The sequence below is a fragment of the Vibrio sp. D404a genome, from assembly GCF_030248535.1.
In the GTDB taxonomy this organism is placed as follows: Bacteria; Pseudomonadota; Gammaproteobacteria; order Enterobacterales; family Vibrionaceae; genus Vibrio.
The window spans coordinates 64,975-91,837 of the sequence record NZ_JAHGAJ010000007.1; the positions used below are offsets into that span (position 1 = coordinate 64,975).

A 26,863-nucleotide genomic window follows, 5' to 3' on the forward strand; every position below is an offset into this window, starting at 1 on the left:
GGGGTTTATAAAACTTAATGATGGATTTGATTAAATTAATACCAACAAGTTTATTTTTTGATCATAAATGTAAAGGCACGCCAAAACCAAACCATTACTTTAATCACCTACATTGCTTATCAGTAATTAACTTGGCTTATCGATACCGAAATGAAGATAGGCACGATCAGTCGCAATTCTTCCTCGCGGGGTACGCTGCAGATAGCCTTGTTGAATCAGATATGGCTCTAACACATCTTCAATCGTGTCACGCTCTTCACCAATCGCGGCCGCCATATTATCGATACCAACCGGACCACCACCAAACTTCTCCATGATCGCCAACAACAGCTTTCTATCCATATAGTCGAAACCTTTTGCATCGACGTCGAGCATATTAAGTGCTTTATCAGCAACGTCAGCGCAAATGTGGCCATTGCCTTTCACTTCGGCATAGTCACGAACACGACGCAGTAAGCGGTTGGCAATACGCGGTGTACCACGAGCACGACGCGCCACTTCAAGCGCTCCATCTGCTTCCATTGATAGCCCTAAACAATCCGCACTACGCTGAACAATGTTTTGTAGGTCATCGACCTTGTAGTATTCAAGACGCTGGGTAATACCAAAACGGTCGCGCAGTGGCGATGTCAAAGAGCCCGCGCGGGTTGTCGCCCCGATGAGGGTGAACGGAGGTAAATCGATCTTGATAGAACGAGCCGCAGGCCCCTCACCAATCATAATGTCCAATTGATAATCTTCCATCGCAGGATAGAGCACCTCTTCAACCATAGGGCTGAGTCGGTGAATCTCATCAATGAACAAGACATCATTTTCTTCAAGGTTGGTCAGCAGTGCAGCAAGGTCACCTGCTTTCTCAAGCACAGGGCCAGACGTGGTGCGAATGTTTACTTCCATTTCGTTAGCCACAATGTTCGCCAGCGTGGTTTTGCCCAAACCTGGGGGACCAAAAATCAATAGATGGTCTAACGCTTCGTTACGCAGTTGTGCGGCTTTGATGAAGATCTCCATCTGATCACGCACGTGATCTTGGCCTTGATAGTCAGCTAACGCTTTTGGCCTTATCGCACGGTCGATTACATCTTCATCTTTGAATACTGGGTTGTCCGGTGCTATCAGGCGATCCGCTTCAATCATAGGTCATTCCAATTTAAGAGTGACGAGCTCTTATTCTTTAAATTCTTACACTTCACTCTGCAATCAGAAACGTTCATCAACAATTGCAGAGGTGATTCTAATACTTGGCTGTGGCTAAACTTATACCATCGACTTAAGTGCTTCACGAATCAGCTGTTCGCTAGTCATGCCGTCTTTCGCTACCTGAGAAACAACTTTCGATGCTTGCGTTGGTTTGTAGCCAAGAGCCAGTAGCGCGCTTACTGCTTCTTCTTCAGCGTCATGTGCGTTAGGCGTTGAGTCAATCGGTGCCGCATCTGTCGCTGGAGTAAATAGGTCACCCGCACCCCAACCTTTAAGTCGGTCTTTCATCTCAACCACTAAGCGTTCAGCGGTTTTCTTACCTACACCCGGCAGTTTAACCAACGTAGAGATATCCTCGCGTTCAACACTCTGCACGAATTGACTTGCCGTCATGCCCGACAAAATACCGAGACCAAGCTTAGGGCCAACACCATTCGCTTTGATTACTTCTCTGAACAGAGCACGCTCTTTTACGGTGTTAAAGCCATATAAAAGCTGCGCATCTTCACGCACCACAAAGTGAGTATAGATAATCGCCTCTTCGCCAACAGCAGGTAGTTCATAGAAACAGCTCATTGGCATCTGTACCTCATAGCCAACACCACTGACTTCAATTAACAATTCTGGTGGCTGTTTTTCAATTAAAATACCGCGAAGACGTCCGATCACAATTTACTCTCTTGGTGGAAAATTATTTGATGGACAGAATATAAAAGAACTGGATGCTTATCCAGTTCTTTCTATTTGATTGAGGGAATTAATTAGGCTTGTTTGGCGTGGGATACCGCGCTATTCAAGCTAGTGACTAATTGTTTAACGAGATCGACTTGTTGATTTAATTGCACGCCGTTTGACGCAACTTGCCCTGAGACGGTTTTGGTTTCAGCAACACTTTTTGCTACTTCAGTACTGGCTTGGTCTAACTCTTGAAGTGAACCCATCTGCATTGTCATTATGTCGGTTAACTGATTCACATCCGATGATATGGTCTGTACCTCTGAAATAATGCTATTCATTTCAGTTTCAGTGGTTTCGATAATAGTACGTCCGTGTTCAACCTCTTCTTTACTGCGATCAAGTAAAGTTCGGATCTCTATAGCAGAATGGCTGCTCTTAGCTGATAGCTCACGCACTTGATCCGCCACCACAGCAAAGCCTCGACCTTGCTCCCCTGCCCTCGCCGCTTCAATCGCCGCATTAAGAGCCAGTAAATTGGTTTGTTCTGCTACTGAGGTGATGAGATCGGCCACTTTCATGATCTCTTGGTTACTCTGGATGATTTGACTGATGGCGTTGGTTGACGCTTCCAGCGATTCTGAGCTTTTCTGAGCCTTGACGCCAACCGCTTCGCTGCGCTCTTTAAGTTCATTGACAAACGAGTTGGACTCTTCGAGCCCTTCGGTCATTTGATGCAGCTGTTGACTCATTTGCTCAGCGGCGCTGGCCTGCGATTCACAGTTCATATTGAGGACTTCAACCTGCGAATGGAGATCATTCGATTGCTGGTCGAGTTGAACAGAGACACCCTGTAAGCTTTGTGAGTTAGTATTCGCTTGCTCTAATACCACCGACAATTGTGCTTCACTCTGCGTCGCTTGTGCTGCCACGCTTTGACTCTGAGTTCGGGCGAATTCCGCTTGTTCAATCGCAATCTCTTTTTGCTTTGCAGTAAAAGCTTGAGCAATGCAGATCACAACCAAAGGCATCACCACGCCAGACCAAGTCTCAACTACCATTGCTTGTTCAGTCAGAGTGATATTTGGGAATACAGCACCGTTGAGATGCATGGATGTCATTACTACCGCAACACCTATCACCAATGCACTCCATGCTAGGGCGATTATACGTGTGCCAGACAAAAAGAACGCGACCACCAGCAATGGTACCCAGTAGGCTTGAGTTGATTCCACGACCCCACCGCTTTGATAAATGATGTTTAACGCATGAACGGCCATGCCGACAAAACCAAAATTCAGTGCCAGTATCGGATTTTTGGAAATCTTTAAGATGATCGCCGACGCCAGTTCAAGAACAATCAGGAAGATAGAGGTCGCAATTAATAGCTGTTCGCCATGCTTGCTCCATTTGATCAGACTGTAAAGTCCTACGATAAACGCAATGAAAGTAAACAGTAATAAAATGTCCGCCTGTCGCGACTCATTACTCCCCCATTGATGAGTTTTGGGTAGAAAGAGCGATCGCCACCATGTAATAGGGTTCATCGATAATCATCCTTGATTGACTTGTAAGACCTCCGACCAATGTTAGTTAATCGTTAAATAGAATGCGAACCTATTTAACAAAAACTGTTTTTGAAGTCTCATTTCATATCAAAGATAAGTAATTGATGGCGATTGGAATATCAATTGGAAGAATTAACGATAACGGCCGCGTCTCGCTGTGGTTGCTTTACCTGCTAACGCGATCAGCGTTTTATTGGTATTAGCATGACAAATTGCGACACCCAGTGCATCGGCAGCATCTGCTTGCGGTTTTGCTGGGAGTTTAAGCATGCTCATCACCATGTTTTGCACCAGTGATTTGTCTGCCCCGCCATTGCCAGTTACGGCTTGCTTGATAAGACGTGCGGCGTACTCATGTACTGGAAGATCTGCATTTACAGCAGCAACAATCGCACTGCCACGGGCCTGACCGAGCTTAAGTGCCGAGTCGGCATTCTTCGCCATAAACACCTGCTCGATGGCGAACACGTCTGGCTGAAACTGCGTGATGATTTCGCTAACACCCGCATAAATCTGCTTCAAGCGTCCTGGCAGTTCTTTCTCAGACATACGAATACAGCCACTACCCAAATATTGCAGGTGGCGACCATTTTGACGAATAACACCATAACCAGTGATGCGAGAGCCGGGATCAATCCCAAGAATAATAGACATAACTTAAAATACTGATTATTTATACATACTTTTATTTATGAGCTTAGTATATAGAAGCATAAAAAAAATGCCCGTTAAATTAACGGGCATTTCAATTCACTCAAAAAAGAGTCATTTAAAGAAAAGTAGAGCGTGCTTATTCAGCTGATTCTTCTTTCTTTTCAGCAGCTTTAACTGCGATTGCTAGCTCTTCAAGCGCAGCTGGGTTAGCTAGGCTTGGTGCGTCTGTTAGTAGACAAGAAGCATTCGTTGTTTTCGGGAACGCGATAACATCACGAATGTTCTCTGTACCACAAAGTAGCATTACTAGACGGTCAAGACCGAATGCTAGACCTGCGTGCGGTGGTGTACCGAACTTAAGTGCGTCTAGTAGGAAGCCAAACTTAGCTTGTTGCTCGTCAGCTTCAATACCTAGGATATCGAATACTGCAGATTGCATTTCAGCATTGTGGATACGTACAGAACCGCCGCCCACTTCGTAGCCGTTAAGAACCATATCGTACGCGTTTGAGTTGGCAGCCGCTGGGTTCGCTTTTAGCTCTTCCGCAGTCACACCTAGAGGTGATGTGAATGGGTGGTGCATAGCGTGTAGGTTGCCTTCGTCGTCTTCTTCGAACATTGGGAAGTCAACAACCCATAGCGGAGCCCACGCAGACTCATCTGTCAGCTCTAGGTCTGTACCTAGTTTCAGACGTAGCGCGCCCATTGCTTCAGATACAGTGTTTGCTTTGTCTGCGCCGAATAGGATGATATCGCCAGTCTCTGCGCCTGTGCGCTCAAGAATACCGTTGATCACTTCTTCGTTTAGGAACTTAGCAACTGGAGATTGGATACCTTCCATGCCAGCAGCACGGTCGTTAACCTTCATCCAAGCTAGACCTTTCGCACCGTAGATACCAACGAACTCACCGTAACCGTCGATTTGCTTACGAGTTAGCTTAGCGCCACCTGGTACACGGATTACTGCAACGCGACCTTTTTCGTCGTTTGCTGGGCCAGAGAATACTTTGAACTCAACGTCTTTCACTAGGTCAGCAACGTCTACTAGCTCTAGTGGGTTACGTAGGTCTGGCTTGTCAGAACCGAAACGACGCATCGCTTCAGAGAATGGCATGATTGGGAACTCACCTAGATCAACGTCTAGAAGCTCTTGCCACATGTTGCGAACCATCTTCTCAGTTGTTGCGCGAACTTCTTCTGCGCTCATGAACGATGTTTCGATATCGATTTGAGTGAATTCTGGTTGACGGTCAGCACGCAAATCTTCATCACGGAAACACTTAACGATTTGGTAATAACGGTCAAAACCAGACATCATTAGCAGCTGTTTGAATAGCTGTGGAGACTGAGGAAGCGCGTAGAACGAACCTTTGTGAACACGGCTAGGTACTAGGTAGTCACGAGCACCTTCTGGCGTCGCTTTAGTTAGTACTGGTGTTTCGATGTCTAGGAAGCCGTTGTCATCTAGGAAACGACGAACAAAGCTAGATGCTTTAGCACGTAGCTTGATACGGTCGCTCATTTCTGGACGACGTAGGTCTAGGTAACGGTACTTTAGACGCTGCTCTTCTGAGTTCTTCTGGTTGAAGTCTAGTGGCAGAACGTCAGCACGGTTGATGATTTCAAGACCTTTAGCGATGATCTCAACTTCACCTGTTGCCATGTCTTTGTTTACTTGGCTGTCTGGACGAACGCGTACTTCACCCGTTAGTTTGATACAGAATTCATTACGAAGTTGGTTAGCTACTTCGTACGCATCTGCCATATCTGGGTCTACAACTACCTGAACGATACCTTCACGATCTCGCATATCGATGAAAATAAGACCGCCCAAATCACGACGACGGTTTACCCAGCCGCAAAGTTCTACAGTTTGTCCCGCCAGGGACTTGTTCAGGTTACCACAGTAATGGGTACGCATAATGAATTTCCCAATCTCTTAATAATTACTAATTTCTATGCTGTAACTAGACCGAATCTAATTACAATTCAAAGATCCATTTATACGCGGAAACTTGTCTAAAATCGACCTTTCCCACGCCTATTTGTTGTGTTTTATTCAGCTTTGACGCTTTATAGCTCACGAAACAGCCAAAGGGGCACAAATCTCGAACAAATATTCATCAACACTGAAAAAATTGCGCTAATTATATATTGAAAGTACCCAAGTCAGCAAAAGTCTCGTAGAGTGTTTTTGACTAAAGCAACCAAAGCACTTTTAGATACCATGACAAGATTACCTTTAAGACTCGGACTGACTATGTGGTCACACTCAGAGTGGCAGAGCCAATTCTATGGAAAAGGAACCAAACCTGCAGAAAGACTAGAGAAATATTGTCATGTTTTTCATACCGTTGAAGGCAATACCACCTTCTACGCAACCCCTTCAATTACGACTGTAAACAATTGGCGTAGCGCAAGTCACGATGACTTTCGTTTCACCTTCAAATTGCCTAAATTCATCACCCACCAGCAACAACTCAGACATTGCCAAGCTGAGCTGAAAGAGTTCCTTCAGATCATGGCTCCACTGCACGAGCGAATTGGGCAATGGACCATCCAACTTCCGCATCAATTTGAACCAGAATCGCTCCCTGCCTTGCAACAGTTTTGTAAGCTTTTCCCTAAAGAGATGAAGCTGGGTGTCGAAGTTCGTCACCTTGGTTTTTTCGATAAAGGCGATGATGAAAAACGGTTCAATCAATGGTTGGTTGAAGAGAACATTAACCGGATCATTATGGACAGCCGCCCGGTGTTTGCCGCAGCGCCGACAACGGAGGCCATCATTGACGCCCACAAGAAGAAACCCCGTGTGCCGGTTCATGCCATAGCCACATCAAACAACCCTATGATTCGCTTTATTGGACAAAATGAAGAGAAGCCTAATCTCGACTTCTTCAAACCATGGATCTCGAAATTGCCGACTTGGATTGCAGAGGGAAAGCAGCCCTACTTGATGATTCATACTCCTGATAACAACCATGCACCAGAGCTAGCGGTAACCGTGTATAAGCAGCTCCAAGAGCAGTGTAAACAACAGCACAATATTGCGTTGCCGCAGTTATCTGAGTTCCCCGCTAATAAAGGCAATCACCAAATCAGCATGTTCTAAGTTCTAAGTTCTGAGCTCTGAGCATCTTCAACGAGTAAATAGACACTAGACGCCACTCATATCTACAGGCTAATCACTGAAACCTGAGTTTTCGTGACACAGTGGCATTTTTTACGTAAAATACGCCCCCTTTTATTTGGCACGTGAAAGCGTGTTAATTTGCTGACTGTCGAGAGAGAACGTTATGAGCAACAAAGACACTATCTTTTCCGCTCCTATTGATAAAATTGGTGATTTCACCTTTGATGCAAGGGTTGCTGAAGTATTCCCAGATATGATTCAACGCTCCGTTCCAGGCTACAGCAACATCATTTCTGCTATCGGCATGATGGCTGAGCGTTTCGTGAAACCCCACTCGAACATCTACGATTTAGGTTGTTCTTTGGGTGCAGCGACGCTATCTATGCGACGTCATATTCAGCAAGAAGGCTGCACTATCTACGCAGTAGACAATTCAGAAGCCATGGTTGAGCGCTGTAAGCTACACGTTAATGCTTACCGCAGCGATACTCCGGTTAAAGTGATTGAAGCCGATATTCGTGAAATTGAAATCATCGACGCATCGGTTGTTGTGCTTAACTTTACCCTGCAGTTTCTTTCGCCAGAAGACCGCTTCGCTCTACTAGAGAAAATCTACGCGGGTCTTCGTCCTGGTGGCGTACTGATCTTGTCTGAGAAGTATGTGTTTGAAGATGAGAACGCCAACGAGCTGCTGATTGACCTTCACCACGACTTTAAACGTGCGAATGGCTACAGCGAGCTAGAAGTAAGCCAAAAGCGCAGTGCGATTGAAAACGTGATGCGCCCCGACTCGATTCAGATGCACAAAGAGCGATTCGATAAGATTGGCTTCTCAAGCCACGAAGTTTGGTTCCAGTGCTTTAACTTCGGCTCGATGTTTGCTGTTAAGTAGTTTTCAATTTAACGCTACAATCTTGAATTCATAAGCGCGTCACAAATAACTCGTACCAGAGCGTCATCCTCAAGGGCGAGGAACGAGCGAGTTGGGGATCTCAAACCCAATACGATAGAGCCGAGATTCCCTATCATGTTCGTCCCTCACTGTAGGGAATGACGAATTTAATTTTTACTTTAGGGTTATCGACCCTAATTAACTCAGTGAAAAACTATGTTTAATTTTGCCAATTTTTACCAACTCATTGCCCAAGATACACGCCTGCAACCTTGGCTGAATATTCTTCCTCAACAGTTAACGGATTGGCAAAATGCAGAACACGGTGACTTCGACCGCTGGGTTCGTGCACTAAACAAGATCCCTCAAGGTGCTCCAGACCAAATTGATATCAAAAACTCAGTGACGCTAACTAACGACACTCCGTTTCATGATGGTGAGCTGAAGAAGCTAGAGAACCTACTAAAAACATTCCATCCTTGGCGCAAAGGCCCTTACACGGTTCACGGTATTCATATCGATACTGAGTGGCGCAGTGATTGGAAATGGGACCGCGTGCTTCCACATATCTCTCCGCTAAAAAACCGCTCTGTTCTCGATGTTGGTTGTGGCAACGGCTATCACATGTGGCGCATGCTGGGTGAAGGCGCACGCCTAACAGTTGGTATTGACCCATCTCACCTGTTCCTAATTCAGTTTGAAGCGATTCGTAAGCTGATGGGCGACGATCAACGTGCTCACCTGTTACCGTTAGGCATTGAGCAACTACCAAAACTGGAAGCGTTCGACACGGTATTTAGCATGGGCGTTCTTTACCACCGTCGCTCTCCGCTTGATCACCTAATCCAATTGAAAGACCAGCTAGTTTCTGGTGGCGAGTTAGTGCTTGAAACTCTGGTTATCGAAGGCGATGAGAATGCAGTACTTGTACCTGTCGACCGTTATGCGCAAATGCGTAACGTGTACTTCTTCCCATCTGCTCGTGCTTTGAAGCGTTGGCTAGAGCAAGTAGGTTTTAAAGATGTTCGTATTGTCGATGAAAACGTGACAACTGTCGGTGAACAGCGCACGACTGAATGGATGACGCACAACTCACTGCCAGACTACCTTGATCCAAACGACCCGAGCAAAACCGTTGAAGGCCACCCTGCACCACGCCGTGCTGTTTTGGTTGCAACAAAGCCATAAGCGTTTGTAGTTGCAATAAAGGTATAAACTTTGAAAAGCTCTAAACCTTGAAAAGCACTAAACCTTGAAAAACGCTAGACGTTGACAAGCATTTGACGAAAGAAGCCGAAATGTCGGATAAAATCCGCTTCGAGCTCAATGAATGAGCTATTTCGTCGAATGATAATTGGCTCTCGCCTCACATGGTCAGTCAATATGACCGGACGCTAACATAAGGATGCTTCACGCATCCTTTTTTGTGGGCTAAACTATTCAATAGTCTGAACTATTTTCTAATTTCAAAGGTTTTTATATGTTTAAGCGATTATCGCCTATTCTGGCGGTTGGTTTGCTCTCTGGCTGTACTCTCACTAATAGCGCGGCTTATCACCAAGAAACTCTGGATGCTATTGCAAAATCAGAGACAAACATCGCAAATAAAGTTCAAAACTTAGAGCTTCAACTTAGCAATCAAAGTGACTACATCGAGAGTCTAGAAGAAGAAATTATTGCGCTATCTAACGAAGTTGAAGTCCATCTCACCACGCTTGAAAAACAACAGATCGAAGAGATTGAAGAGGAAGAGGTAGTTATCACTCGTGTCCCGGTTGTGACTACCGAGCAACCTACCGTTCTTGGTGCCATTGAGAAAGTTACCATTGAATCGATCAAGCAAAAGTTCGATGCGCGTGTTGATACCGGTGCAACTACGTCTTCACTGAATGCTGTCGACATCAAAGAATTTGAGCGTAATGGCAAGAATTGGGTGAAGTTCCACCTTGCTGATAAGTCGCAACCTGCCGAAGAGCAAAAATGGATTGAAGCACCCGTTGTACGCTACGTGAAGATTCGTCAATCGACCAGCGACGAGACAGAACGTCGAGCTGTGATCGAATTATGGGTGAAAGTTGGAAAAATCCATGAAAAAGCGCAATTTACATTGGCGGATCGCTCTCAAATGAGTCACCCTGTATTACTAGGGCGTGAGTTTATCAAAGATATCGCCCTAGTGGATGTAAGTAAAAAGTACGTACAAACGGAAGATAAATAACAATAGTAGGGTAAGCTATGACGTCAAGAATCCCATTTTATATTTCGATCGTGTTACTGATAGCAGCTGGTATCACATTGAGTGTGTTCAGACACACGACCTACGGCGTGCCATGGACGCCGGGAGAAACAAGGCAAGTCTGGGATGTTGAGGCTCGAATCGAGTTCAACGCCATGGGCCAAGAGGCAAAAGTTTCACTGGCTGCTCCTCACACGCAATCAAACTACACTCTCATCGGCGAATCCGCTTCCTCTCCTGGCTACGGTATCTCTTACGTGACTACCGACACGGGTCGTCGAGCTGAGTGGTCTATCCGTCAGGCTAGCGGCGCACAGACAATTTACTACAAGACTCAATTCTTAGTTGATCCTCAAGCGCAAGTTAATGCCGTTCCACCAGAAGGTGACGTCGCAACGCCAAGCTTTGACGGCCCAGAAGAAGCTGCAGCGAAAGCACTGATTGAGCGCGCAACACAACGCTCTGCTGATAACCTCACTTTCACTCGTGAGCTTGTCAAAACGCTGAATGACCCTGACAGCCAAAACTCCGCTCTAATCCTGAACAACATGGATAAAGTGGAAGCAGCACACAAGTTACTTTCCTTCGCGGGTATCCACAATAAAGTGGTTGGCGTTATCGAACTTGAAGATGGCCGTCGTCGCCAATCTATCCAACATATGATTCAGGTTTGGGACAAGGACCAATGGGTACTTTTCTCTACAGAGTCAAGCCAACAACAAGTTCAGCCAAACTTACTGATTTGGGATGAGTCGAACGTATCACTACTTGACGTCGTTGGCGGACAAAACAGTAAAGTTCACTTCTCGATGATTGCTCAAGAAGTCTCTCCGACTGAAGCAACCAACAGCAAGATCTCTGCTGACCAGCTACTGAATCTTTCGATTCACAGCTTGCCACTCGAAGAGCAAGCAATGTTTAAGACCATCATGTTGATTCCGATTGGCGCACTCATTGTAGTGTTCCTACGTGTTATCGTTGGTTTGAAAACCTCTGGTACCTTCATGCCTGTACTGATTGCCGTTGCCTTCGTACAGACGCAGCTGGTTACCGGTATTGTTGGTTTCCTTCTAATCGTTGGTACGGGTCTGGTTATTCGTAGCTATCTATCCAAACTCAACCTCTTGCTGGTCGCGCGGATATCCGCGGTGATCATCACCGTAATCATGATTATCTCCATCTTTACGGTTGTTGCGTTCAAGGTTGGCTTGACCGAAGGTCTATCGATTACGTTCTTCCCAATGATCATTCTATCTTGGACTATCGAACGTATGTCTATCCTATGGGAAGAAGAAGGTGCGAAAGAGGTTGTGCTACAAGGTGGTGGCTCGCTACTGACTGCTGTGCTTGTTTACTTGGCGATGACCAACCCATTCATTCAGCACTTAACGTTTAACTTTATTGGTCTACAACTTATCGTTCTAGGTGGTATTTTACTTCTTGGTACTTACACTGGTTACCGCTTAACTGAGCTACGTCGCTTTAAACCGCTAGCGGAGGATTAAGTTATGTTTGAACAGTTTACGTCACCGTTTAAGTTAAAAGACAAAGGCATCATGGGGATGAACAAGCGTAACCATAGTTACATTGGTCGCTACAATGATCGTTCCAAATACCCTTTGGTGGATGACAAGCTAAAAACCAAGATCATCGCTGAGCAAGCGGGTGCAACAGTACCAAAACTGATTGGCGTGATCGGTCACCAAGCCGAAGTGAAGACTATCCATAACATGGTGAAAGAGTGGCCTGGCTTTGTAATCAAGCCAGCGCAAGGCAGTGGTGGTAAAGGTATCTTAGTTATCACCTCTCACAAAGATGGCGTTTACACTAAGCCGTCTGGCTCAACAATTGGCAAAGAAGACGTTGAGCGTCACATCAGTAACGCACTAGCGGGTTTGTTCTCGCTAGGTGGTAAGAACGATGTGGCTGTGGTTGAGAATTTGATTAAGTTCGATAGCTGCTTTGATGGCTTCAGTTACGAAGGCGTGCCGGACGTTCGTATCATTGTTTTCAAGGGCTACCCTGTGATGGCGATGATGCGCTTATCTACATCAGCCTCTGACGGTAAAGCTAACCTTCACCAAGGTGCGGTTGGGGTTGGGATTGATATCGCGACCGGCAAAGCCGTAAGAGCGGTTCAATTTGACCAACCCGTCACACATCACCCAGATACAGGAAAAGAGCTTGCCCTGCTGCAAGTTCCGCATTGGGAGAGGCTATTAACGCTTGCATCAAGTGCTTGGGAGATGACTGGCCTAGGTTATATGGGTACCGATATGGTGCTTGATCAAGAAGAAGGACCAATGGTACTTGAGCTGAATGCTCGTCCGGGGTTAGCAATCCAGATTGCTAATGGTACAGGCTTGTTGCCTCGCCTTCATCATATTGAAAACCTCGGTACGCCTGCAGAATACCCAAAACCGGCTGAGCGTGTTGCTTATGCAGCGAAGCAGTTTGGCGTAAGTGACGTCTAACGTCCTATAGAGCAGCGCTAACCGTGTTGCTTCTATTTCTCATTCTAAAATACCAAAGCCGCATCACTGAGTGACGCGGCTTTTTTGTACCTCAAATAATTTTCTATTACACGGTGACGTTCTCTTCAATGATGATCGGCTCAACCTTCACTGCTGCCACCTTAAATTCAGGTATTTTGGCATGTGGGTCGGTCGCAGTCGTTGTGAGTCGATTGACGGGCGACTCAACAAAATGGAACGGAATAAATATCACCCCCTTCTGCATTCGCTTAGTTACAAACGCAGCAATCTCTATTTCTCCACGACGCGTTGAGACTTTAAGCATTTGACCATTTGAGATACCTAACGCTTCCGCATCTTGCACACTCACCATCGCTCTCGGTCCTGCTAGATTATCCAACCCCTTGGTTTTTCGCGTCATGGTTCCAGTGTGGAATTGCTCTAGAATCCGCCCTGTCGTCAACACCAGTGGGTAGTCCTCATCAGGCAATTCTGCTGCGTATCGGAATGGAATCGCCTCCATCTGCCCTCGCCCACGCGTAAATTGGGTTTGGTGCATAATACGAGTACCATCTGGATTGTTTTTGTTACTCGGCCATTGAACGCCATTAAGAGTAATATTCTCCCAGCGTAAACCGCCATACTGAGGGGTAACTCGCGCAATTTCATTGGTGATGTCTGCCACCGTTTGGTAGCCCCAATCACTTCCCATCGCATTAGCTATCATCTGGATGATCATCCAATCTTCTTTCGCTTCGCCGGGAGGCGTTACCGCTGGATTAATACGCTGCACTCGGCGTTCCGTGTTAGTGAAATGCCCAGACTTTTCAGCAAACGAGCATGACGGCAACACCACATCTGCATATTGAGCGGTTTCCGTGAGGAAGATGTCTTGCACAACCAAGAAATCGAGCGCTTCTAGCCCCTCAATCACATGGGCTTGGTTTGGATCACTCAATATTGGGTTTTCCCCCATCACGTAAAGTCCACGGACTTCACGATTACACGCGCCATCAATGATTTCAGTGAGTGTTAAACCGCTCTCAGCAGGCAATTCAGCAATATCCCATTCCATCTCAAATTTCTTACGAACCAGAGGATTGTAGACCTTTTGATAACCCGGTAGGTTGTTTGGCAAAGCCCCCATGTCACAAGCCCCCTGCACGTTTGACTGACCGCGCAGCGGATTAATGCCGCCTCCTTCAATGCCGATGTTTCCGCACAACAGTTGCAGATTAGCGATAGAGCGTACGTTGTCGTGTCCAGTGGTGTGCTGAGTAATGCCCATGGAGTAATAGACGGCTGTGCGCTCGGCTGTGCCTATCAATCGCGCCATCGCAAAGATGTCTTCCGCTTTTACACCCGTGACCAGTTCCACCTTGTCGAGGGAATAACTCGGTGACATAACCTCTTGTAGCAAGGTATCAAAGCCATCGACACGCTCATCAATATACTCCTGATCGTACCAACCATGCTTTATGATCTGCTGCATCACACCGTTAAGCAGCATCACGTCAGTCCCTGGTCGATGAGCTAGATAAAGTTCGGCGTGGTCGGCGATATCGATGCGCTTAGGATCAGCAACAATCAATCGTGCACCGCCATGTCGCACGGCCTGCTTAATGTGAGAGCCAATGATCGGGTGTGCCGATGTGGTATCCGAGCCGATAATAAAGATAACATCGGAGTGTTTGATACTCGGAATATCATTAGTCATCGCACCGCTGCCCAGTGACGCCTCAAGCCCGGTGACTGTGGAGGCGTGGCAAAGGCGTGCACAATGATCGACGTTGTTTGTCCCCAGCTCTCGACGGATGAATTTTTGAAAAGCGTAGTTGTCCTCATTAGTGGTTTTTGCTGAAGAGAAGCCCGCTAGCGCCTGACTGCCAACACCTTTCTTAATAGCGGAAAACTTATCGGCAACCAAACGAATAGCTTCCTCCCAGCTAGCAGGTTGTAGCCAACCATCTTTACGAATCAAAGGTGTCGTAAGTCGCTCGTCACTACCGACGAAATCAAACCCGAAACGACCTTTAACACACAACATGCCTTCATTGACTGGCGAGTTAGCGCCTTCCACATAACGAATCTTATTCACCGATTCGTCAACATGCATAGTGAGCTTGCAACCCACACCACAATAGGTGCAGATAGTATCGACTTTTTGTAGTTGCTCAACAGAGCCTTGCTGTTTGTATCTCGCATCCACCATTGCTCCCGTCGGGCACGCTTGGACACAAGCGCCACACTGAACGCAATTAGAGTCGCCCATTAGCGTCTGATTTGGACCAAAATTCGGTCTAAGTTCAGGCCTAAAGCTTGGCTTCCCATTTTGTGCACACATGAAGCTTAAGACACCATGAACATTCTGCTCTCTACACGCTTGAATGCACTGACCACAGCTGATACATCGATTGGCATCAAAGACGATGAACTCTGAACTCGCATCCACTTCAAACTTATGTCGTGGTTGCTGGCTACTATTCCCTTGCTTAGCTTTTACTGCTTGCCAGACCGCATCATCCGTAACATCGACCTTATAATCATTGAATGTTTGCACAGCTTGGTATTCTGTCGCGTAGTCTCGCAGGTCACACTGAGTGTTCGCTTGGCAACCACACTCTAGACAACGTTGCGCTTCTTCAATCGCATCAGCGTTGGTGAAACCGAGTTCAACTTCATCGAAGCTTTGTTCACGCTGCTCTGCACTTAGCTCAGGCATAATCTTTCGGGCGACACTTTGAATCGCTTGATATTGTTGCCGTTCAACTGCTTTTAATTGCTTCTCTTTGCGTGAATTGAAAGGCTTCACTGGTAACTGTGTCATAGTGCCGCTAAAGAAACGGTCTATCGCCTGAGCAACAATACGACCATCTCCAACAGCCTCAACCGCTGTTGCTGGCCCACGTCTAAAATCGCCGATACTGAAGATATTGCCTACCCCTGTGTGCATGGTATCTGGGTTGGCATCAGCAGTATTCCAACGAGTGAGGGGAATTTCTAAAGACTCATCGGTCATGAAGCTCAAGTCTGGCTTTTGGGATACCGCTGCAATCACAGTGTCGAATGCTTCTGTGAAAAACTCTCCGGTTGCTTTCGGGCTTCGTCGTCCTGAAGCATCTGGTGCCCCGAGTTCCATTCGCTCTAAACGAATCGCTTTAACGCGACCATTGTCGTCTGCGATATTTTCCGCAGGGTTGGTCAGAAAGTGGAATTTAACGCCCTCGTGTTCAGCTTCTTCGATTTCGTAATCTTCGGCTGGCATCTCGTCTCGAGTCCGACGATAAATCAGTGTTGTCTCAGCCCCTGCTCTGACCGCCGTTCTAGCACAGTCTATCGCGGTGTTACCGCCACCGATGACCGCTACTTTTTTGCCTGTTGTATATTGTTGATCAGTGACGTAATCCTTCAGATAGTCGACACCGAGGTAACAACCCTCTAAATCGCTACCCGCATAATTCATCTCTACTGCACTGGAAGCACCAACGGCTAAACAAACCGCATCAAAGTCTTGCGATAGACTCGACAGCGAAAAGTCTTCACCAAGCTTCTTATCGCATTCAATCACCATTCCGTTACGGCACATCAACTCAATTTCTTTGTCTAGAATTGACTTTGGTAGACGATACTCAGGAATACCATAACGCAACCAGCCACCAGCTTTAGGCATCGACTCATAGACAACAACTTGATAGCCTTCATTCGCCAAATAGTAGCCAGCCGTCAACCCACCCGGCCCACCTCCCACAATCGCGACCCGCTTTCCATTGTCCGGTTTCTTAGGTGGCGTGTAGCTTTCTTGCGCTTCTAAATCGATATCCGCAGCGTGGCGCTTTAACTGACGTATCGCAATTGAGTCGTCAACTAAGTTGCGGCGACATTCAGTTTCACAGAAAGCTGGGCATACGCGGCCAATCGACAATGGCATAGGTAAGGTTTGTTTGATGACCTCTATCGCCTTCAACGAGTCGTTTTGTGCGATGTGATGCAGGTAGGATTGGATGTCAACGCCAGCGGGACAAGCCGTCTGACAAGGTGCTTCACAATCAGCATAATGATCAGACATGATTCGATTTAGCGCGCGATGGCGATGTTGTGTGAGTTGCGGCGATTGGGTGTTCACCGTTAGCCCATTATGAACCTCAAGCTCACACGCGCGTTTAGTCCCGCCACTTTCCACTTCTACGACGCAAAGGTCACAGGGGATTTTGTCACCCGAACGATTAAGACCACACAATGAAGGGATCTCAACGCCACATGTGTTTGCCGCTTCCAGCACCGTTTGTCCTTGCTCTACGATACGGTACTTCCCATCAATCACAATCTGAATCATAGCGAGCCTTCCTTACACAGCATCTAAAATGAACAATTAAGTAATACAATATTATTAATATTTCATCATGGTTACTATTACCATACATTAATTGTGGTTTTGTGCGTGTGACCGCAAACTCGTTCCATTGATATTAACCACAAAGTATGAAGGGATTTTAATGAGGGCGATTTCAGACATAAAAAAAGCCCCTTCGAAAAGGGGCTTGGTTATCCAGATTTGCTATTCGCTCTTGCTGGTTAGGCTTCTTCTATCAGCTCTTGAACTGGCGATTCAGTGCGGTTTTGAGCGAAACCGCGCAGGCCAACAACGTGTACATGTTCGTGGTCTTTAAATACCTTACGAACCAGTTTGTACGTTGTGCCTTTCTCTGGGCTAATGTTCTCAGGTGCTGCGATTAGCAACTGCATGCCAAGACGGTCACACAGCTCAAACAGAGTAGAGATAGACTTCGCATCCAGACGTGCTGCCTCATCCAAGAACAGCAGGCGACATGGAACAATGTCTTTGCTGCGCAGGCGACGTGACTCTTCTTCCCAGCTTTGAACAACCATCAATAAGATAGATTGACCAGTACCGATCGCCTCACCTGTAGATAGCGCGCCTGACTCCGCTTGTAACCAACCATCTGAACCACGGTTTACTTCAACGCTTAGCTCTAGGTAGTTACGGTAATCAAGCAGCTCTTCACCTAGTACTTGTGGTGAGCGTTGGCCCATATCGATATGTGGGTTAACACGCTGGAACAGTTTCGCCATTGCTTCAGAAAAAGTGAAGCGAGAACTTTCAAACAGATCTTTGTGCTGCTCCTGTTGAGAAGCAAGACCAGTCAGCAAAATCTCATGACTCTCACGGATCTTCACATTCAAGCGAACGCCCTTAACCTGACCGAAGTAGATGTTCGATAGACCTTGGTTAAGCATTCGAATTCGGTTCTGCTCACGCTGAATCGTCTTCTTAATGATGCTTGCTACCGACTCAGAGCTGATCGCTAGACGGTTTTCACGCTGTGTTAGCTCTTCCGTCAGTCGCGCAAGTTCCACTTCCATCTCTTCGATCGCTTCTACTGGATCATCAGTATGGATAATGTCTTGACGGATACGCTCACGTAGGTGTTGGTACACAGCGATGTAGAATAGAACCTTACGCTCTGGGTGCGCATTGTCTTCCGACAGACGCAGTGCATCACGCAGATCATCATTATCGGCAACAGCTAAACGCAGTGCACCCAAAGATTTATCCGACATCGAACGCAGTTCACCTGCAGATAGGTAAGCCAGTTCACGCTTGTGTAGGCGACGCTCAACATCGTTTTCACGAGCCAAACGCAACACTGAACACCAACCCGCTTTCGCTGCAACCACGAAGGTACGAAGCTCGGTGTACTCTTTCTGTACTTTCTTCAGACGTTTAGCCAGAGACTTCATCTCAAGCTCAGTTGAAGTGATGGTACGCTCGTATTCACTCTTACGACTGCGTGACGTATGCAGACGCTCTTGCAGTTCATCACGACGACGAACAGCGCGCTCTTGAGCACCTTCGTCAGCATTCACGCCGTATTCTTGAAGTTCTTGTTTGAACTCTTGAACCGTTTCCAGCTTCGCTTGGTGTGAACTCTTCAGAGCCGCCAATACTTGGTTGTACTGGTTCATCTGCTCACGCGCTTGCTTCAAGCCATCACGACCTTTAGTACGTGCTTGCTCAGCTTGAACCAGTTTCGCTTTTAACTGCTCGCTCAGTTCGCTGCTCTTGTTCAGTAGGTCTACTGAATCTGAGTAAGCAAAGTAGTGACGACGTTCAATTAGATCAGACAGTGCAAACACCTTCGCTTTCAGTGCTTGTAGTGCTTGGTCTGCTTGCTTGTATTCAGCTTCCAGTGCATCAAATTGCTCTGGGTCAGCATCTAGCGCAGTTACGATTTGCTCTAGGTTTTGCAGCGCTTTACCGTGATTGCTCAGGTAAGACTTCGCTTCACCAAGGCGTTCAAGCTGCGCTTCTAGTTCAGCAAGGCGCTCTGCCAAGGTTTCATCTTCAAGAATACGAACCATTGGTGCTAGCTTGTCTAGAGCTGCCAGTGCTTGCTTGCTCTGTGTAAGCTGGCTACGTTGCTGCTGTTCTTTGGCATCCAGTTCAGCTAGGGCACGAACAACTTGGTTACGCTTATCACGTACCGATGCCAACGCCTGCTCAGGGTCTGCATTGAATGCGACATGCAGGTGTTTAGCCACAAAGTTGTTGAACGCTTGGTACAGGCGGTTAAGCTTTTGTGAGTCGAACGCCGCTTTCGCATGGTTTTCAACAACCACATCACGCTCTTCACGCAGTTTCTCAAGACGTTGTTCACGCGCTGCACGACCAAACAACGGAATGTCTGGGAAGCGCGAGTAACGCATTTGGCGATCATTCAATTGAACGCACACCGCACCTTCTAATTCATCGGCATTGAACGAGCTATCATCAAACGCGTCTACATCACCTTCAAGGATGTAAAGATCTTCTGGGCAATCTTCAAGATCCACCAGCTTCTCTTTAATACCGTCCAGATCAGAAACCACAATCGCGTGACGCGCTGGGCCGTACATTGCGCTGAAGTATGGCGCGTCATCAATCGTGATGTCATCGTAGATCTCAGACAGCAGCACGCCGCCAAGTGTATCCGCCAGACCTTTCAAGCGAGGATCGTTTGAACCACCCGGTGACGCTAGGCGCTCAATTTCAAGTTCAAGCTCACTGCGACGCTGCGCAAGTTGGTCTTTCGCCAGAGATTGTGATTTCTCATCTTCTAGCACTTGCTGCATCTGAGTCATTACCGCTTGGCTATCTTCTAGCTCAGCTTCGGTTTGCTCACGCAGGCCATCAAGTGCATCGTTTGCTGTAATCCAAGCAGGAGCAATCGCCTCTAGCTTTTGAATCTCTTGGTCGTGGTTCTGCTGTACGCGACGTTTTTCACTCTTAGTTTCACGAAGTTCCTCTTGAGCGTATTCAAGGGTTTCGATCTGCATTGCATGACGTTCACGCTCTTCTTCAAAGACCGCTTCATCATTCAGCTGAGTGTTGTGCTGTTTCTGGTACTCTTCAGCCAGTTCTTTTGCTTGACGCTGCTGTGCAACATCACGCGCCATATCACGGTGCTGTGCGCGCCATTGCTGTTCATTCTCAACAATGTGTTTTGCATTGCGGCCTTGCTCTAGCGCTTGCTTAGCCGCTTGAGACGCTTCATTACGCTCAACTTGACCAACAATGCTCTTGACCAGTGACAAGGCTTTTTCGAACTGCGCCGAAGCCGCTGAAGACATGTCTAGCTTGTGCTTAGTCGCCAGTAGCGTCTGTGTGCTCTGCTCTTCTTGAGCCTTAAGCTCAGACACCAGCGTCAACGCGCCTTCTGCAGTGATTGAATCATCGCCCAGAAGCTGCTTAGTCTTTTCTAGGGCTTGTACCGCTTGCTGGTATTGAAGTGCACGCGTTTGCTGAACATCTAGCGCTTGTTGGTAATCAGCAAGCTGTGTTTTCAGGCTATCCACTTCTTCTTCAGTAATGGTCGCCTGCTCTTCAGCAAGAAGAACACGCTCTTGCGCCTCTTCAACCACCATCATCTGCTCTTCAAGACGCTCACTTAGCTCTTCAAGATCTTCGCTGTAGCGTGCAATTTTCTCTTGCTGACGAAGTGCCGTTTGAACTAGCTGTAGGTGATCCGAAGCCGCTTGGTAATCTTGCTCAAGCGCAGACTCTTGATCCACCAATAGCTCAAGCTCTTCTTGAACTCGGTTAAGCAGGTTGTTTTGCTCTAGCAGTGTTTCACGAGATCCGAACAGCTCGCCACGTAGCTTCATGGTTTGATCAAGCTTGTTGCGACGATCATTCGCATGGCGCATGTAATCCGCTGCTACGTAGTTGGTCGATTCCGTGATCAAGTGTTTGAACAGGTCACGATCCGACTGAGTTGTCTTGATCGCTTCCAGCGTCATGCGGTTTTCGCGTAGCGCCGATTCCATATCTTGGAAGGCTTTCTTAACCCCGCCATTTTGTGGCAGTAGGTAGTCACGTAGTGAACGAGTAATCGCACTCGAAATACCACCGTACAGTGATGCTTCGATCAGGCGGTAGAATTTAGAACGGTCGCCACTGTTACGCAGTTTCTTCGGCACAACACCGAACTCAAACATCTGCGCGTGGTAATCAACAATTGAAGAGAAGGCTTTGAAGTGCGCGCCTTCATACTGAGCAACAGCCGCTTTAACGTCGTTCAACTGACACACACGTGCGTGGCTATCTGATACGTTTTCGATCAAGACATCCGTTGGCTTAACGTGGCTCGGTAGACCTTGAATCAAGAATGGCTTGATATCGACCTTTTTATCACGGCCAGCCACTTGCTGAAGCTTAACAGCAAACAACAGGCGTTGGTTACGTGAGTTCACAACGTCAAGCGCCGCATAACACGCACCCGGTTGAAGTTTACCGTAAAGGCCTTTGTCACGAGATGACTGTGAACTACCCGCTTCGGTTGTGTTTCGGAAGTGAAGCAGGGTTTGGTCTGGGATTAGCGCAGTGATGAATGCCGCCATCGTAGTCGACTTACCCGCACCGTTACCGCCAGAAAGCGTTGTAACCAATCCATCAATATCAAAAGTACGTGCGAAGAAGCCGTTCCAGTTGACCATGGTTAATGATTGATACTTACCTCTTTCAATCATGCTTCACCTTCTTCTTTAATCTGTTCATTGCTAAGCATTTCGTCGCCGAAAATATCTTGTTGAGCGTCTTGTTCTGTCTCTTCTTGCTCTTCATTTAGCAAGCTGCCTTGGTTTGGCTCTTGAGTATGAACAACCGCTTCGCCATCGCGAATTAGGCGCAGCTGTGCTTCTCTCATGTCGTCACCAACACGAACGTCAGCACCAAAGCGGAACACGGCTTCGCTGATACGGAATTTGCCTGTTTCACCAATTGAGATAAGCATGCCGATACGACGTAAGCGACGCAGAGACGTTCTTACTTTCTCGAATAGCTTTTCTTTATCTAGATCTGAGCCTGATGCGCGGTTTGTTGCTAGCTTCATCAGTTTCTTTTCGTCCGCAAGAGCCATCAATTCTTCGAATAGCTCTTGGTTAGTAAAGATACCTTCGTGAGCAAGACGCTCTGGGCTCAAGTAAAGGAAACACAGTACCTTACCCACTAGCATGTCGAGCTCAGACAATACGCTACGGCCAATCAATGACGTAGAACGCGGACGTAGGTAGAAGAAACCCTCAGGTGCCTTTACCAACTCGGTGTTGTAGCGTTGGTAAAACTGCTGAAGTTCCAGTTCGAAATCTGACAACAGTGCGTGGTTATCAAGATCTTCCGTTGAGATATGCTTACCTGAACGCAGCATGCTATCAAGCGCTGGGAACAATGGGTTTGCAATCGCTTTTACCAGTTTCTCTGGCATGTAATCATCAGTACTTGTTAATGACATTGGCTTGTACCTTTGCACCGAAATCGTTGATTGCCTGCCAATCAGGCTGAATCGCCTGATAGTCAGACTCTGAGTAACCTAAGCGCACCGCTTGGTCGACAACAATTCTGGCTAAATCAAAATGGTGTGTGCGAGGGTGTTCTGCAAGGTAATCTCGCAGTACTAAACCAAGGTCAATTGGTGTCCCTTGCTGTTTGTGAATCTTCAACATCTCAGCGATCTTGTCTGAGAGGTAATCATTCACTTGTTCAAATTCTTCATACTCGACATCGAGTGGCGCTTGGCCCATTACTTCATCATCACGCAGAACGAGCGCTTCATCACGCAGATCTGTGAGTTTTTCAGCGTCCGCGTAAGTAAGTAGCCAAGGTGCGTCGAAGTAGTCAGTAACCGACTGGCGCAGACGTTGGCTGAACGCGCGGTTCTTATCCATGTCGATCGCTGTACGGATAAATTTGTGGACGTGGCGGTCATAGCCAATCCACAGATCGATAGCTTGTTGGCCCCAACTTGTGATGCGGTCTAGCTTCATTTGCAGGCCGAATAGGGTTTCACCCACGAACTCAAGCTCATCGTCGCCGTAGACAATTTCTTGGATGTCTAAAATTTGTGTCTGAAGCTCGTCGCCCGCAGCTTGCAATGTGTCTTGCAGCTCTTTTAGGGTCGCTGAGGTTTCCGATAGCAGCGCTTCACAGTTATTGATCGCTTCACGCCAATCTTTATTAAGAAGGTCTGCGATTTGCTGTTTTACGGTTTGCTGCTGCTCATCCATAACACGTTGGTTAAGATCGATCTGATCAAAAATCTCACCAACAGAGTATTTTAGTACGCCATAAACGTTCTTACGCCAATGGCCAGGCGTTCCGCCTTTTTGTGCAGCTTCAATTGCCTTCGCCATCTCATCAGCAACCATCGACAGTTGAATCGACAGTTTGAGTTTTGAGAATTGACGGTGACGTAGGTAATAGTCTGAAATACCGATCGCGAGTGGAGACAGGCGATAAATGCTCGCGCCATCGGTGATCTCACTGGTGAAGCGGCTAATCAGCTTCTGTTTCACCAGTTCGTTGATTGCATTGTTTGCGCGAAACGCAGAGGCTTCGCCGGTATCTTCGAACAGACGAGTGACGATGGTAAATGCGTCGTGCAATTCACCCTCACCTAACTCTTCATCGAACCTTTCGTTGCTTAATACTGCGATAGCAATTAGAAATGCCAGTCGCTCAGGCGGCAAGTTTAATGAAAAATCATGCTGCTTGACCCAGCCCACCAACTCATCAATTGGCTGCTCTTCGGCAGTTTGAGTCATTTCACTCATTGTGGTTCCTGTTACTGTTCTTTGTAACACCGAGCGTTTGTCGATGTTACGCCTTTTCTTTTTAACGCGGGCTATCAGTTGTCGATTGTAGCCTAGGAATGCGATGGCAACTCTTGTACCACATTCTTTACCGTTTTTATTCTGGTTTCTGCGCCCAAACGTGAATATATCGACCCAAAGAGAGATAAGGTTCTTGACGACATAGCTGTTTCTCAAGCTCTAGCACATCTTCAAATTGGTAGTCGCCCATGTATTCCATGTTGCCAATGTAATCGCTAAACGAACGAATACCCGACTTACCTTTTATCTCAAGCCCTGCCTCTTCTATCCACTGATAGACCTCTTCAGGCTTCAAGCCTTTTTGGGGTTGCAGCTTAAACCGTTTTCGATGTGGCATCCCATTTAATACATGAGGAATATTGCCACAAATCACATTTTTAAGGACTAATCCGTGATGGTTGTAGAACATAATCGATGCCACACCACCCGGTTTAACTTGCTCAAGCAGGATGTCTAACGCTTCCTTGGGATTGGCTAACCACTCCATGACTGCGTGAAACATCACCATATCCACCGGTTCATCCATATGTTGTGCAATGTTTTGAACAGGAGAATGGATGAATCGATACTGATCAAGCAAGCCGGCTTTATCAATATCTTGTTGCGCCAAATTCAGCATTTCAGAAGAAAGGTCACACAGAGACACCTGGTGCCCTAAGCTTGCAATCTTTTGCGACATCTGTGCTAAACCGCCTCCTGCATCCAGAATATGCAAAGGTGTTTCATCGGTTTCAAATGTGCTTAACGCTTGCTCTAAATCTTCCCATACGATGATCTGACGGATCTCTCCTTTGTCAGAGCCGTAAATATTTTTTGCAAATTTGTGGGCAATATCGTCGAAATTACGGTCTTCAGTCACAGCTACTTGAGTTATCATGTCCTATCGTGCCTGCTATTCTGTCACAGGAATTTCAGGAATAAAGAGGCGATGTCTCTTTTTAGTACTAAGTGATGTTTTTTCGGACTATTCGGATATGTTTGAGCTGAAAAAAGTAGTGTCATCCCTGTTGATGCCGCTGCCAGCAATGTTAATTCTCGCTTTCCTGGGCCTAGCCCTCGTTATGTTCACTACAAAACGCAAAACAGGGTGCCTTATCACACTGTCTGCTTTATGTGGTATTTTCCTAATCGCGTTCCAACCCGTTTCTAGCCAACTTCTCATGCCAATGGAACGACAACACACCGCATTTTTGCCAACCAATGAATCGGTCGACTACGTGATGGTATTAGGTAGCGGCCACGTGGTCGATGACCAAATCCCGCCAACTTCAGAGCTCAGCCGAACTGGCCTAATGAGACTCAGTGAAGGTATCCGCATTCAAAGAATCTACCCGGGCGCAAAGCTGATCTTATCTGGCTACGGTGGTGGCACAGAAGTAAGTAACGCTCGTATGATGGCTAAAGTAGCATTGGCGCTTGGCGTTGCTAAGCCTGACATTATTTTACTTGAGACAGCCAAAGACACCTGGGAAGAAGCAAGACAAGCTGCGGCTTTCGTTAAGAATAAGCGCATGGTGCTAGTGACTTCTGCCAGCCACATGCAACGCGCATTGAATGAATTTCATGATGCAGGGATGAAACCACTTCCGGCGCCAACGAACTACCTCGCGCAGGAAGGAATTGAACAGCCTTGGAATAAGTACATGCCAAAAGCTATCTATCTTGAGCAGACTGAGCGTTACTGGCACGAAACAATGGGGTTAATGTGGCAGAGCTTACGAGATTGGCTAGACAATCAAAACTCTGATCTAGAAGACCCAATTATTATTTCGGAGCCTTCACTGCTTGAAGACGAAGCGCCAGCGGTTTCTGATGCACAAGCAACAAGCAGTGCGCAAACAGCTCAATAGCCTTGTTCACCATTGTCGGCATCGAGTTTGTTAGGACTACTGCCGAACAATATTGCGCTACACAAACAAGCACCATAAACAAAAAAACCGAGATACTGAGTATCTCGGTTTTTTAATTTTTGTCAGTTAAGCTTTTTAGTTCTGAGCGTTAATCGCCAGCAAACATATAGCCTTCACCATGAACCGTCACAAAGATTTGCGGGTTCTTTGGATCGAACTCCATCTTGGCACGCATACGACGAATCAGTACGTCGATAGTGCGGTCGTTTGGCGCGTCAACACGATGGCTGATCATGTTTAAGATACGCTCACGGCTCAATACTTGGTTCGGGTACGACGACAGCGCCACCAGCAGTTCGTACTCTGCTTTAGTTAGCTTCACCGGTTCGCCATTTTTGCTTAATGCACGACGAGGAATGTCGAACGTCCACTCGCCAAAGCGAACTATTGACTCATCCTCTGCCTGCTCAACCGCACCTGATGGTGAGTTACGAGCAGCCGAAATACGCCAAAGTAAGTTTTTCACTCGAACCAATAATTCGCGAAGTTCGAATGGTTTAGTAACATAATCATCTGCGCCCATCTCTAGGCCTACAATTTTGTCGATGCTATCCGTGCGTCCAGTAACTAAAATAATACCAATGTCTGATTGACTGCGTAATTCGCGAGTTAGCATCAATCCATCTTCGCCTGGTAAGTTGATGTCCAGCATAATGAGGTCAACGTTATTCTCTTCTAATACGTTTCTCATTTGAGCACCGCTTTCAGCTTCGCTCACTGTGTAACCTTCGTTCTGGAAGTAACCAACCAGTTTACTACGGGTCACCACATCATCTTCAACGACCAATACGTGATAGCTCATCTACACCACTTTTCTTATTTAATAGTTTCAGTGACTATTCTATTCATAACTAGTAACAATTCTAGTAGTACGCAAGATAAAAGCCAGAAACATGGATTTTTTTTGATACAAGACAATCTTAAACCTTGCTATTTGGCCTCCATCGCAATTCAA

General features: G+C 46.8%; 18 protein-coding genes. 7 read left to right on the forward strand and 11 right to left on the reverse strand.

The genetic code is table 11. The features are described from left to right. Positions 1-126 precede the first annotated feature (126 nt). The 5 genes from ruvB to aspS form a co-directional block, all read right to left on the reverse strand. Positions 127-1,137: a Holliday junction branch migration DNA helicase RuvB gene (ruvB, locus tag KI655_RS04500; RefSeq protein WP_285402141.1), complete on the reverse strand. Its 1,011-nt coding sequence runs from the start codon at positions 1,135-1,137 to the stop codon at positions 127-129. Between the two features lie 120 nt (positions 1,138-1,257). Beyond that, the gene (gene ruvA, locus KI655_RS04505; protein WP_285402143.1) at positions 1,258-1,869 is read right to left on the reverse strand and encodes a Holliday junction branch migration protein RuvA; all 612 of its coding nucleotides are present in this window, start codon (positions 1,867-1,869) and stop codon (positions 1,258-1,260) included. A 92-nt stretch (positions 1,870-1,961) separates the two neighbouring features. Next, entirely contained in the window at positions 1,962-3,422 is a 1,461-nt protein-coding gene (locus KI655_RS04510) for a methyl-accepting chemotaxis protein (protein ID WP_285402145.1), read from the reverse strand. Positions 3,423-3,575: 153 nt separating this feature from the next. After that, positions 3,576-4,097 (reverse strand): crossover junction endodeoxyribonuclease RuvC, encoded by a 522-nt coding sequence (gene ruvC, locus KI655_RS04515; protein WP_032549418.1) that lies wholly within the window; start codon positions 4,095-4,097, stop codon positions 3,576-3,578. A 136-nt stretch (positions 4,098-4,233) separates the two neighbouring features. Further along, positions 4,234-6,018 carry an aspartate--tRNA ligase gene (gene aspS / locus KI655_RS04520; protein ID WP_261882879.1) on the reverse strand — a complete coding sequence of 595 codons (1,785 nt, stop codon included), beginning with the start codon at positions 6,016-6,018 and terminating at the stop codon, positions 4,234-4,236. Positions 6,019-6,324: 306 nt separating this feature from the next. Between aspS and KI655_RS04525 the strand changes: the two genes are divergently transcribed. From KI655_RS04525 to KI655_RS04550, 6 genes are all read left to right on the forward strand, one after another. Beyond that, a complete protein-coding gene (locus KI655_RS04525) occupies positions 6,325-7,209 on the forward strand; it encodes a DUF72 domain-containing protein (protein ID WP_285402470.1) in 885 nt (294 codons plus the stop codon). A gap of 184 nt (positions 7,210-7,393) precedes the next feature. Continuing rightward, complete coding sequence (gene cmoA / locus KI655_RS04530) at positions 7,394-8,122, forward strand: carboxy-S-adenosyl-L-methionine synthase CmoA (protein ID WP_285402148.1); 729 nt, start codon at positions 7,394-7,396, stop codon at positions 8,120-8,122. Between the two features lie 216 nt (positions 8,123-8,338). Beyond that, positions 8,339-9,310, forward strand: coding sequence for a tRNA 5-methoxyuridine(34)/uridine 5-oxyacetic acid(34) synthase CmoB (gene cmoB / locus KI655_RS04535; protein ID WP_285402150.1), 972 nt, complete (start codon positions 8,339-8,341; stop codon positions 9,308-9,310). 292 nt (positions 9,311-9,602) lie between these two features. Further along, positions 9,603-10,340 carry an ATP-dependent zinc protease gene (locus KI655_RS04540; RefSeq protein ID WP_285402152.1) on the forward strand — a complete coding sequence of 246 codons (738 nt, stop codon included), beginning with the start codon at positions 9,603-9,605 and terminating at the stop codon, positions 10,338-10,340. 17 nt (positions 10,341-10,357) lie between these two features. Then, the gene (locus tag KI655_RS04545) at positions 10,358-11,863 is read left to right on the forward strand and encodes an inactive transglutaminase family protein (protein WP_285402154.1); all 1,506 of its coding nucleotides are present in this window, start codon (positions 10,358-10,360) and stop codon (positions 11,861-11,863) included. A gap of 3 nt (positions 11,864-11,866) precedes the next feature. After that, a complete protein-coding gene (locus KI655_RS04550) occupies positions 11,867-12,832 on the forward strand; it encodes an alpha-L-glutamate ligase-like protein (protein ID WP_285402156.1) in 966 nt (321 codons plus the stop codon). A gap of 106 nt (positions 12,833-12,938) precedes the next feature. Here KI655_RS04550 and fdhF read toward each other — a convergent pair whose 3' ends face one another. From fdhF to cmoM, 5 genes are all read right to left on the reverse strand, one after another. Then, positions 12,939-17,165 carry a formate dehydrogenase subunit alpha gene (fdhF, locus tag KI655_RS04555; protein WP_285402158.1) on the reverse strand — a complete coding sequence of 1,409 codons (4,227 nt, stop codon included), beginning with the start codon at positions 17,163-17,165 and terminating at the stop codon, positions 12,939-12,941. A 239-nt stretch (positions 17,166-17,404) separates the two neighbouring features. Further along, positions 17,405-21,859 (reverse strand): chromosome partition protein MukB, encoded by a 4,455-nt coding sequence (gene mukB, locus KI655_RS04560; protein ID WP_285402160.1) that lies wholly within the window; start codon positions 21,857-21,859, stop codon positions 17,405-17,407. Next, on the reverse strand, positions 21,856-22,620 hold the full coding sequence (mukE, locus tag KI655_RS04565; protein WP_239840603.1) for a chromosome partition protein MukE: 765 nt from the start codon (positions 22,618-22,620) through the stop codon (positions 21,856-21,858). Before mukE ends, mukB begins: the two co-directional genes overlap by 4 nt. Beyond that, on the reverse strand, positions 22,601-23,938 hold the full coding sequence (mukF, locus tag KI655_RS04570) for a chromosome partition protein MukF (protein ID WP_285402162.1): 1,338 nt from the start codon (positions 23,936-23,938) through the stop codon (positions 22,601-22,603). Before mukF ends, mukE begins: the two co-directional genes overlap by 20 nt. 136 nt (positions 23,939-24,074) lie before the next feature. Then, positions 24,075-24,857 (reverse strand): tRNA uridine 5-oxyacetic acid(34) methyltransferase CmoM, encoded by a 783-nt coding sequence (gene cmoM, locus KI655_RS04575; protein WP_285402472.1) that lies wholly within the window; start codon positions 24,855-24,857, stop codon positions 24,075-24,077. A 115-nt stretch (positions 24,858-24,972) separates the two neighbouring features. Here cmoM and elyC point away from each other — a divergent pair, with 115 nt between their 5' ends. Then, entirely contained in the window at positions 24,973-25,848 is an 876-nt protein-coding gene (elyC, locus tag KI655_RS04580; protein ID WP_285402164.1) for an envelope biogenesis factor ElyC, read from the forward strand. 148 nt (positions 25,849-25,996) lie between these two features. Here elyC and torR read toward each other — a convergent pair whose 3' ends face one another. After that, positions 25,997-26,710 (reverse strand): two-component system response regulator TorR, encoded by a 714-nt coding sequence (gene torR / locus KI655_RS04585; RefSeq protein ID WP_285402166.1) that lies wholly within the window; start codon positions 26,708-26,710, stop codon positions 25,997-25,999. Positions 26,711-26,863: the final 153 nt, after the last annotated feature.

Excerpts from the sequence above, each read along its gene's own strand:
- ruvB (WP_285402141.1), bottom strand. The coding sequence starts at position 1,137 with ATGATTGAAGCGGATCGCCTGATAGCACCGGACAACCCAGTATTCAAA.
- KI655_RS04510 (WP_285402145.1), bottom strand. The coding sequence starts at position 3,422 with ATGAACCCTATTACATGGTGGCGATCGCTCTTTCTACCCAAAACTCAT.
- ruvC (WP_032549418.1), bottom strand. The coding sequence starts at position 4,097 with ATGTCTATTATTCTTGGGATTGATCCCGGCTCTCGCATCACTGGTTAT.
- aspS (WP_261882879.1), bottom strand. The coding sequence starts at position 6,018 with ATGCGTACCCATTACTGTGGTAACCTGAACAAGTCCCTGGCGGGACAA.
- KI655_RS04525 (WP_285402470.1), top strand. The coding sequence starts at position 6,325 with ATGACAAGATTACCTTTAAGACTCGGACTGACTATGTGGTCACACTCA.
- cmoA (WP_285402148.1), top strand. The coding sequence starts at position 7,394 with ATGAGCAACAAAGACACTATCTTTTCCGCTCCTATTGATAAAATTGGT.
- cmoB (WP_285402150.1), top strand. The coding sequence starts at position 8,339 with ATGTTTAATTTTGCCAATTTTTACCAACTCATTGCCCAAGATACACGC.
- KI655_RS04540 (WP_285402152.1), top strand. The coding sequence starts at position 9,603 with ATGTTTAAGCGATTATCGCCTATTCTGGCGGTTGGTTTGCTCTCTGGC.
- KI655_RS04545 (WP_285402154.1), top strand. The coding sequence starts at position 10,358 with ATGACGTCAAGAATCCCATTTTATATTTCGATCGTGTTACTGATAGCA.
- KI655_RS04550 (WP_285402156.1), top strand. The coding sequence starts at position 11,867 with ATGTTTGAACAGTTTACGTCACCGTTTAAGTTAAAAGACAAAGGCATC.
- fdhF (WP_285402158.1), bottom strand. The coding sequence starts at position 17,165 with ATGATTCAGATTGTGATTGATGGGAAGTACCGTATCGTAGAGCAAGGA.
- mukB (WP_285402160.1), bottom strand. The coding sequence starts at position 21,859 with ATGATTGAAAGAGGTAAGTATCAATCATTAACCATGGTCAACTGGAAC.
- mukE (WP_239840603.1), bottom strand. The coding sequence starts at position 22,620 with ATGTCATTAACAAGTACTGATGATTACATGCCAGAGAAACTGGTAAAA.
- mukF (WP_285402162.1), bottom strand. The coding sequence starts at position 23,938 with ATGAGTGAAATGACTCAAACTGCCGAAGAGCAGCCAATTGATGAGTTG.
- elyC (WP_285402164.1), top strand. The coding sequence starts at position 24,973 with ATGTTTGAGCTGAAAAAAGTAGTGTCATCCCTGTTGATGCCGCTGCCA.
- torR (WP_285402166.1), bottom strand. The coding sequence starts at position 26,710 with ATGAGCTATCACGTATTGGTCGTTGAAGATGATGTGGTGACCCGTAGT.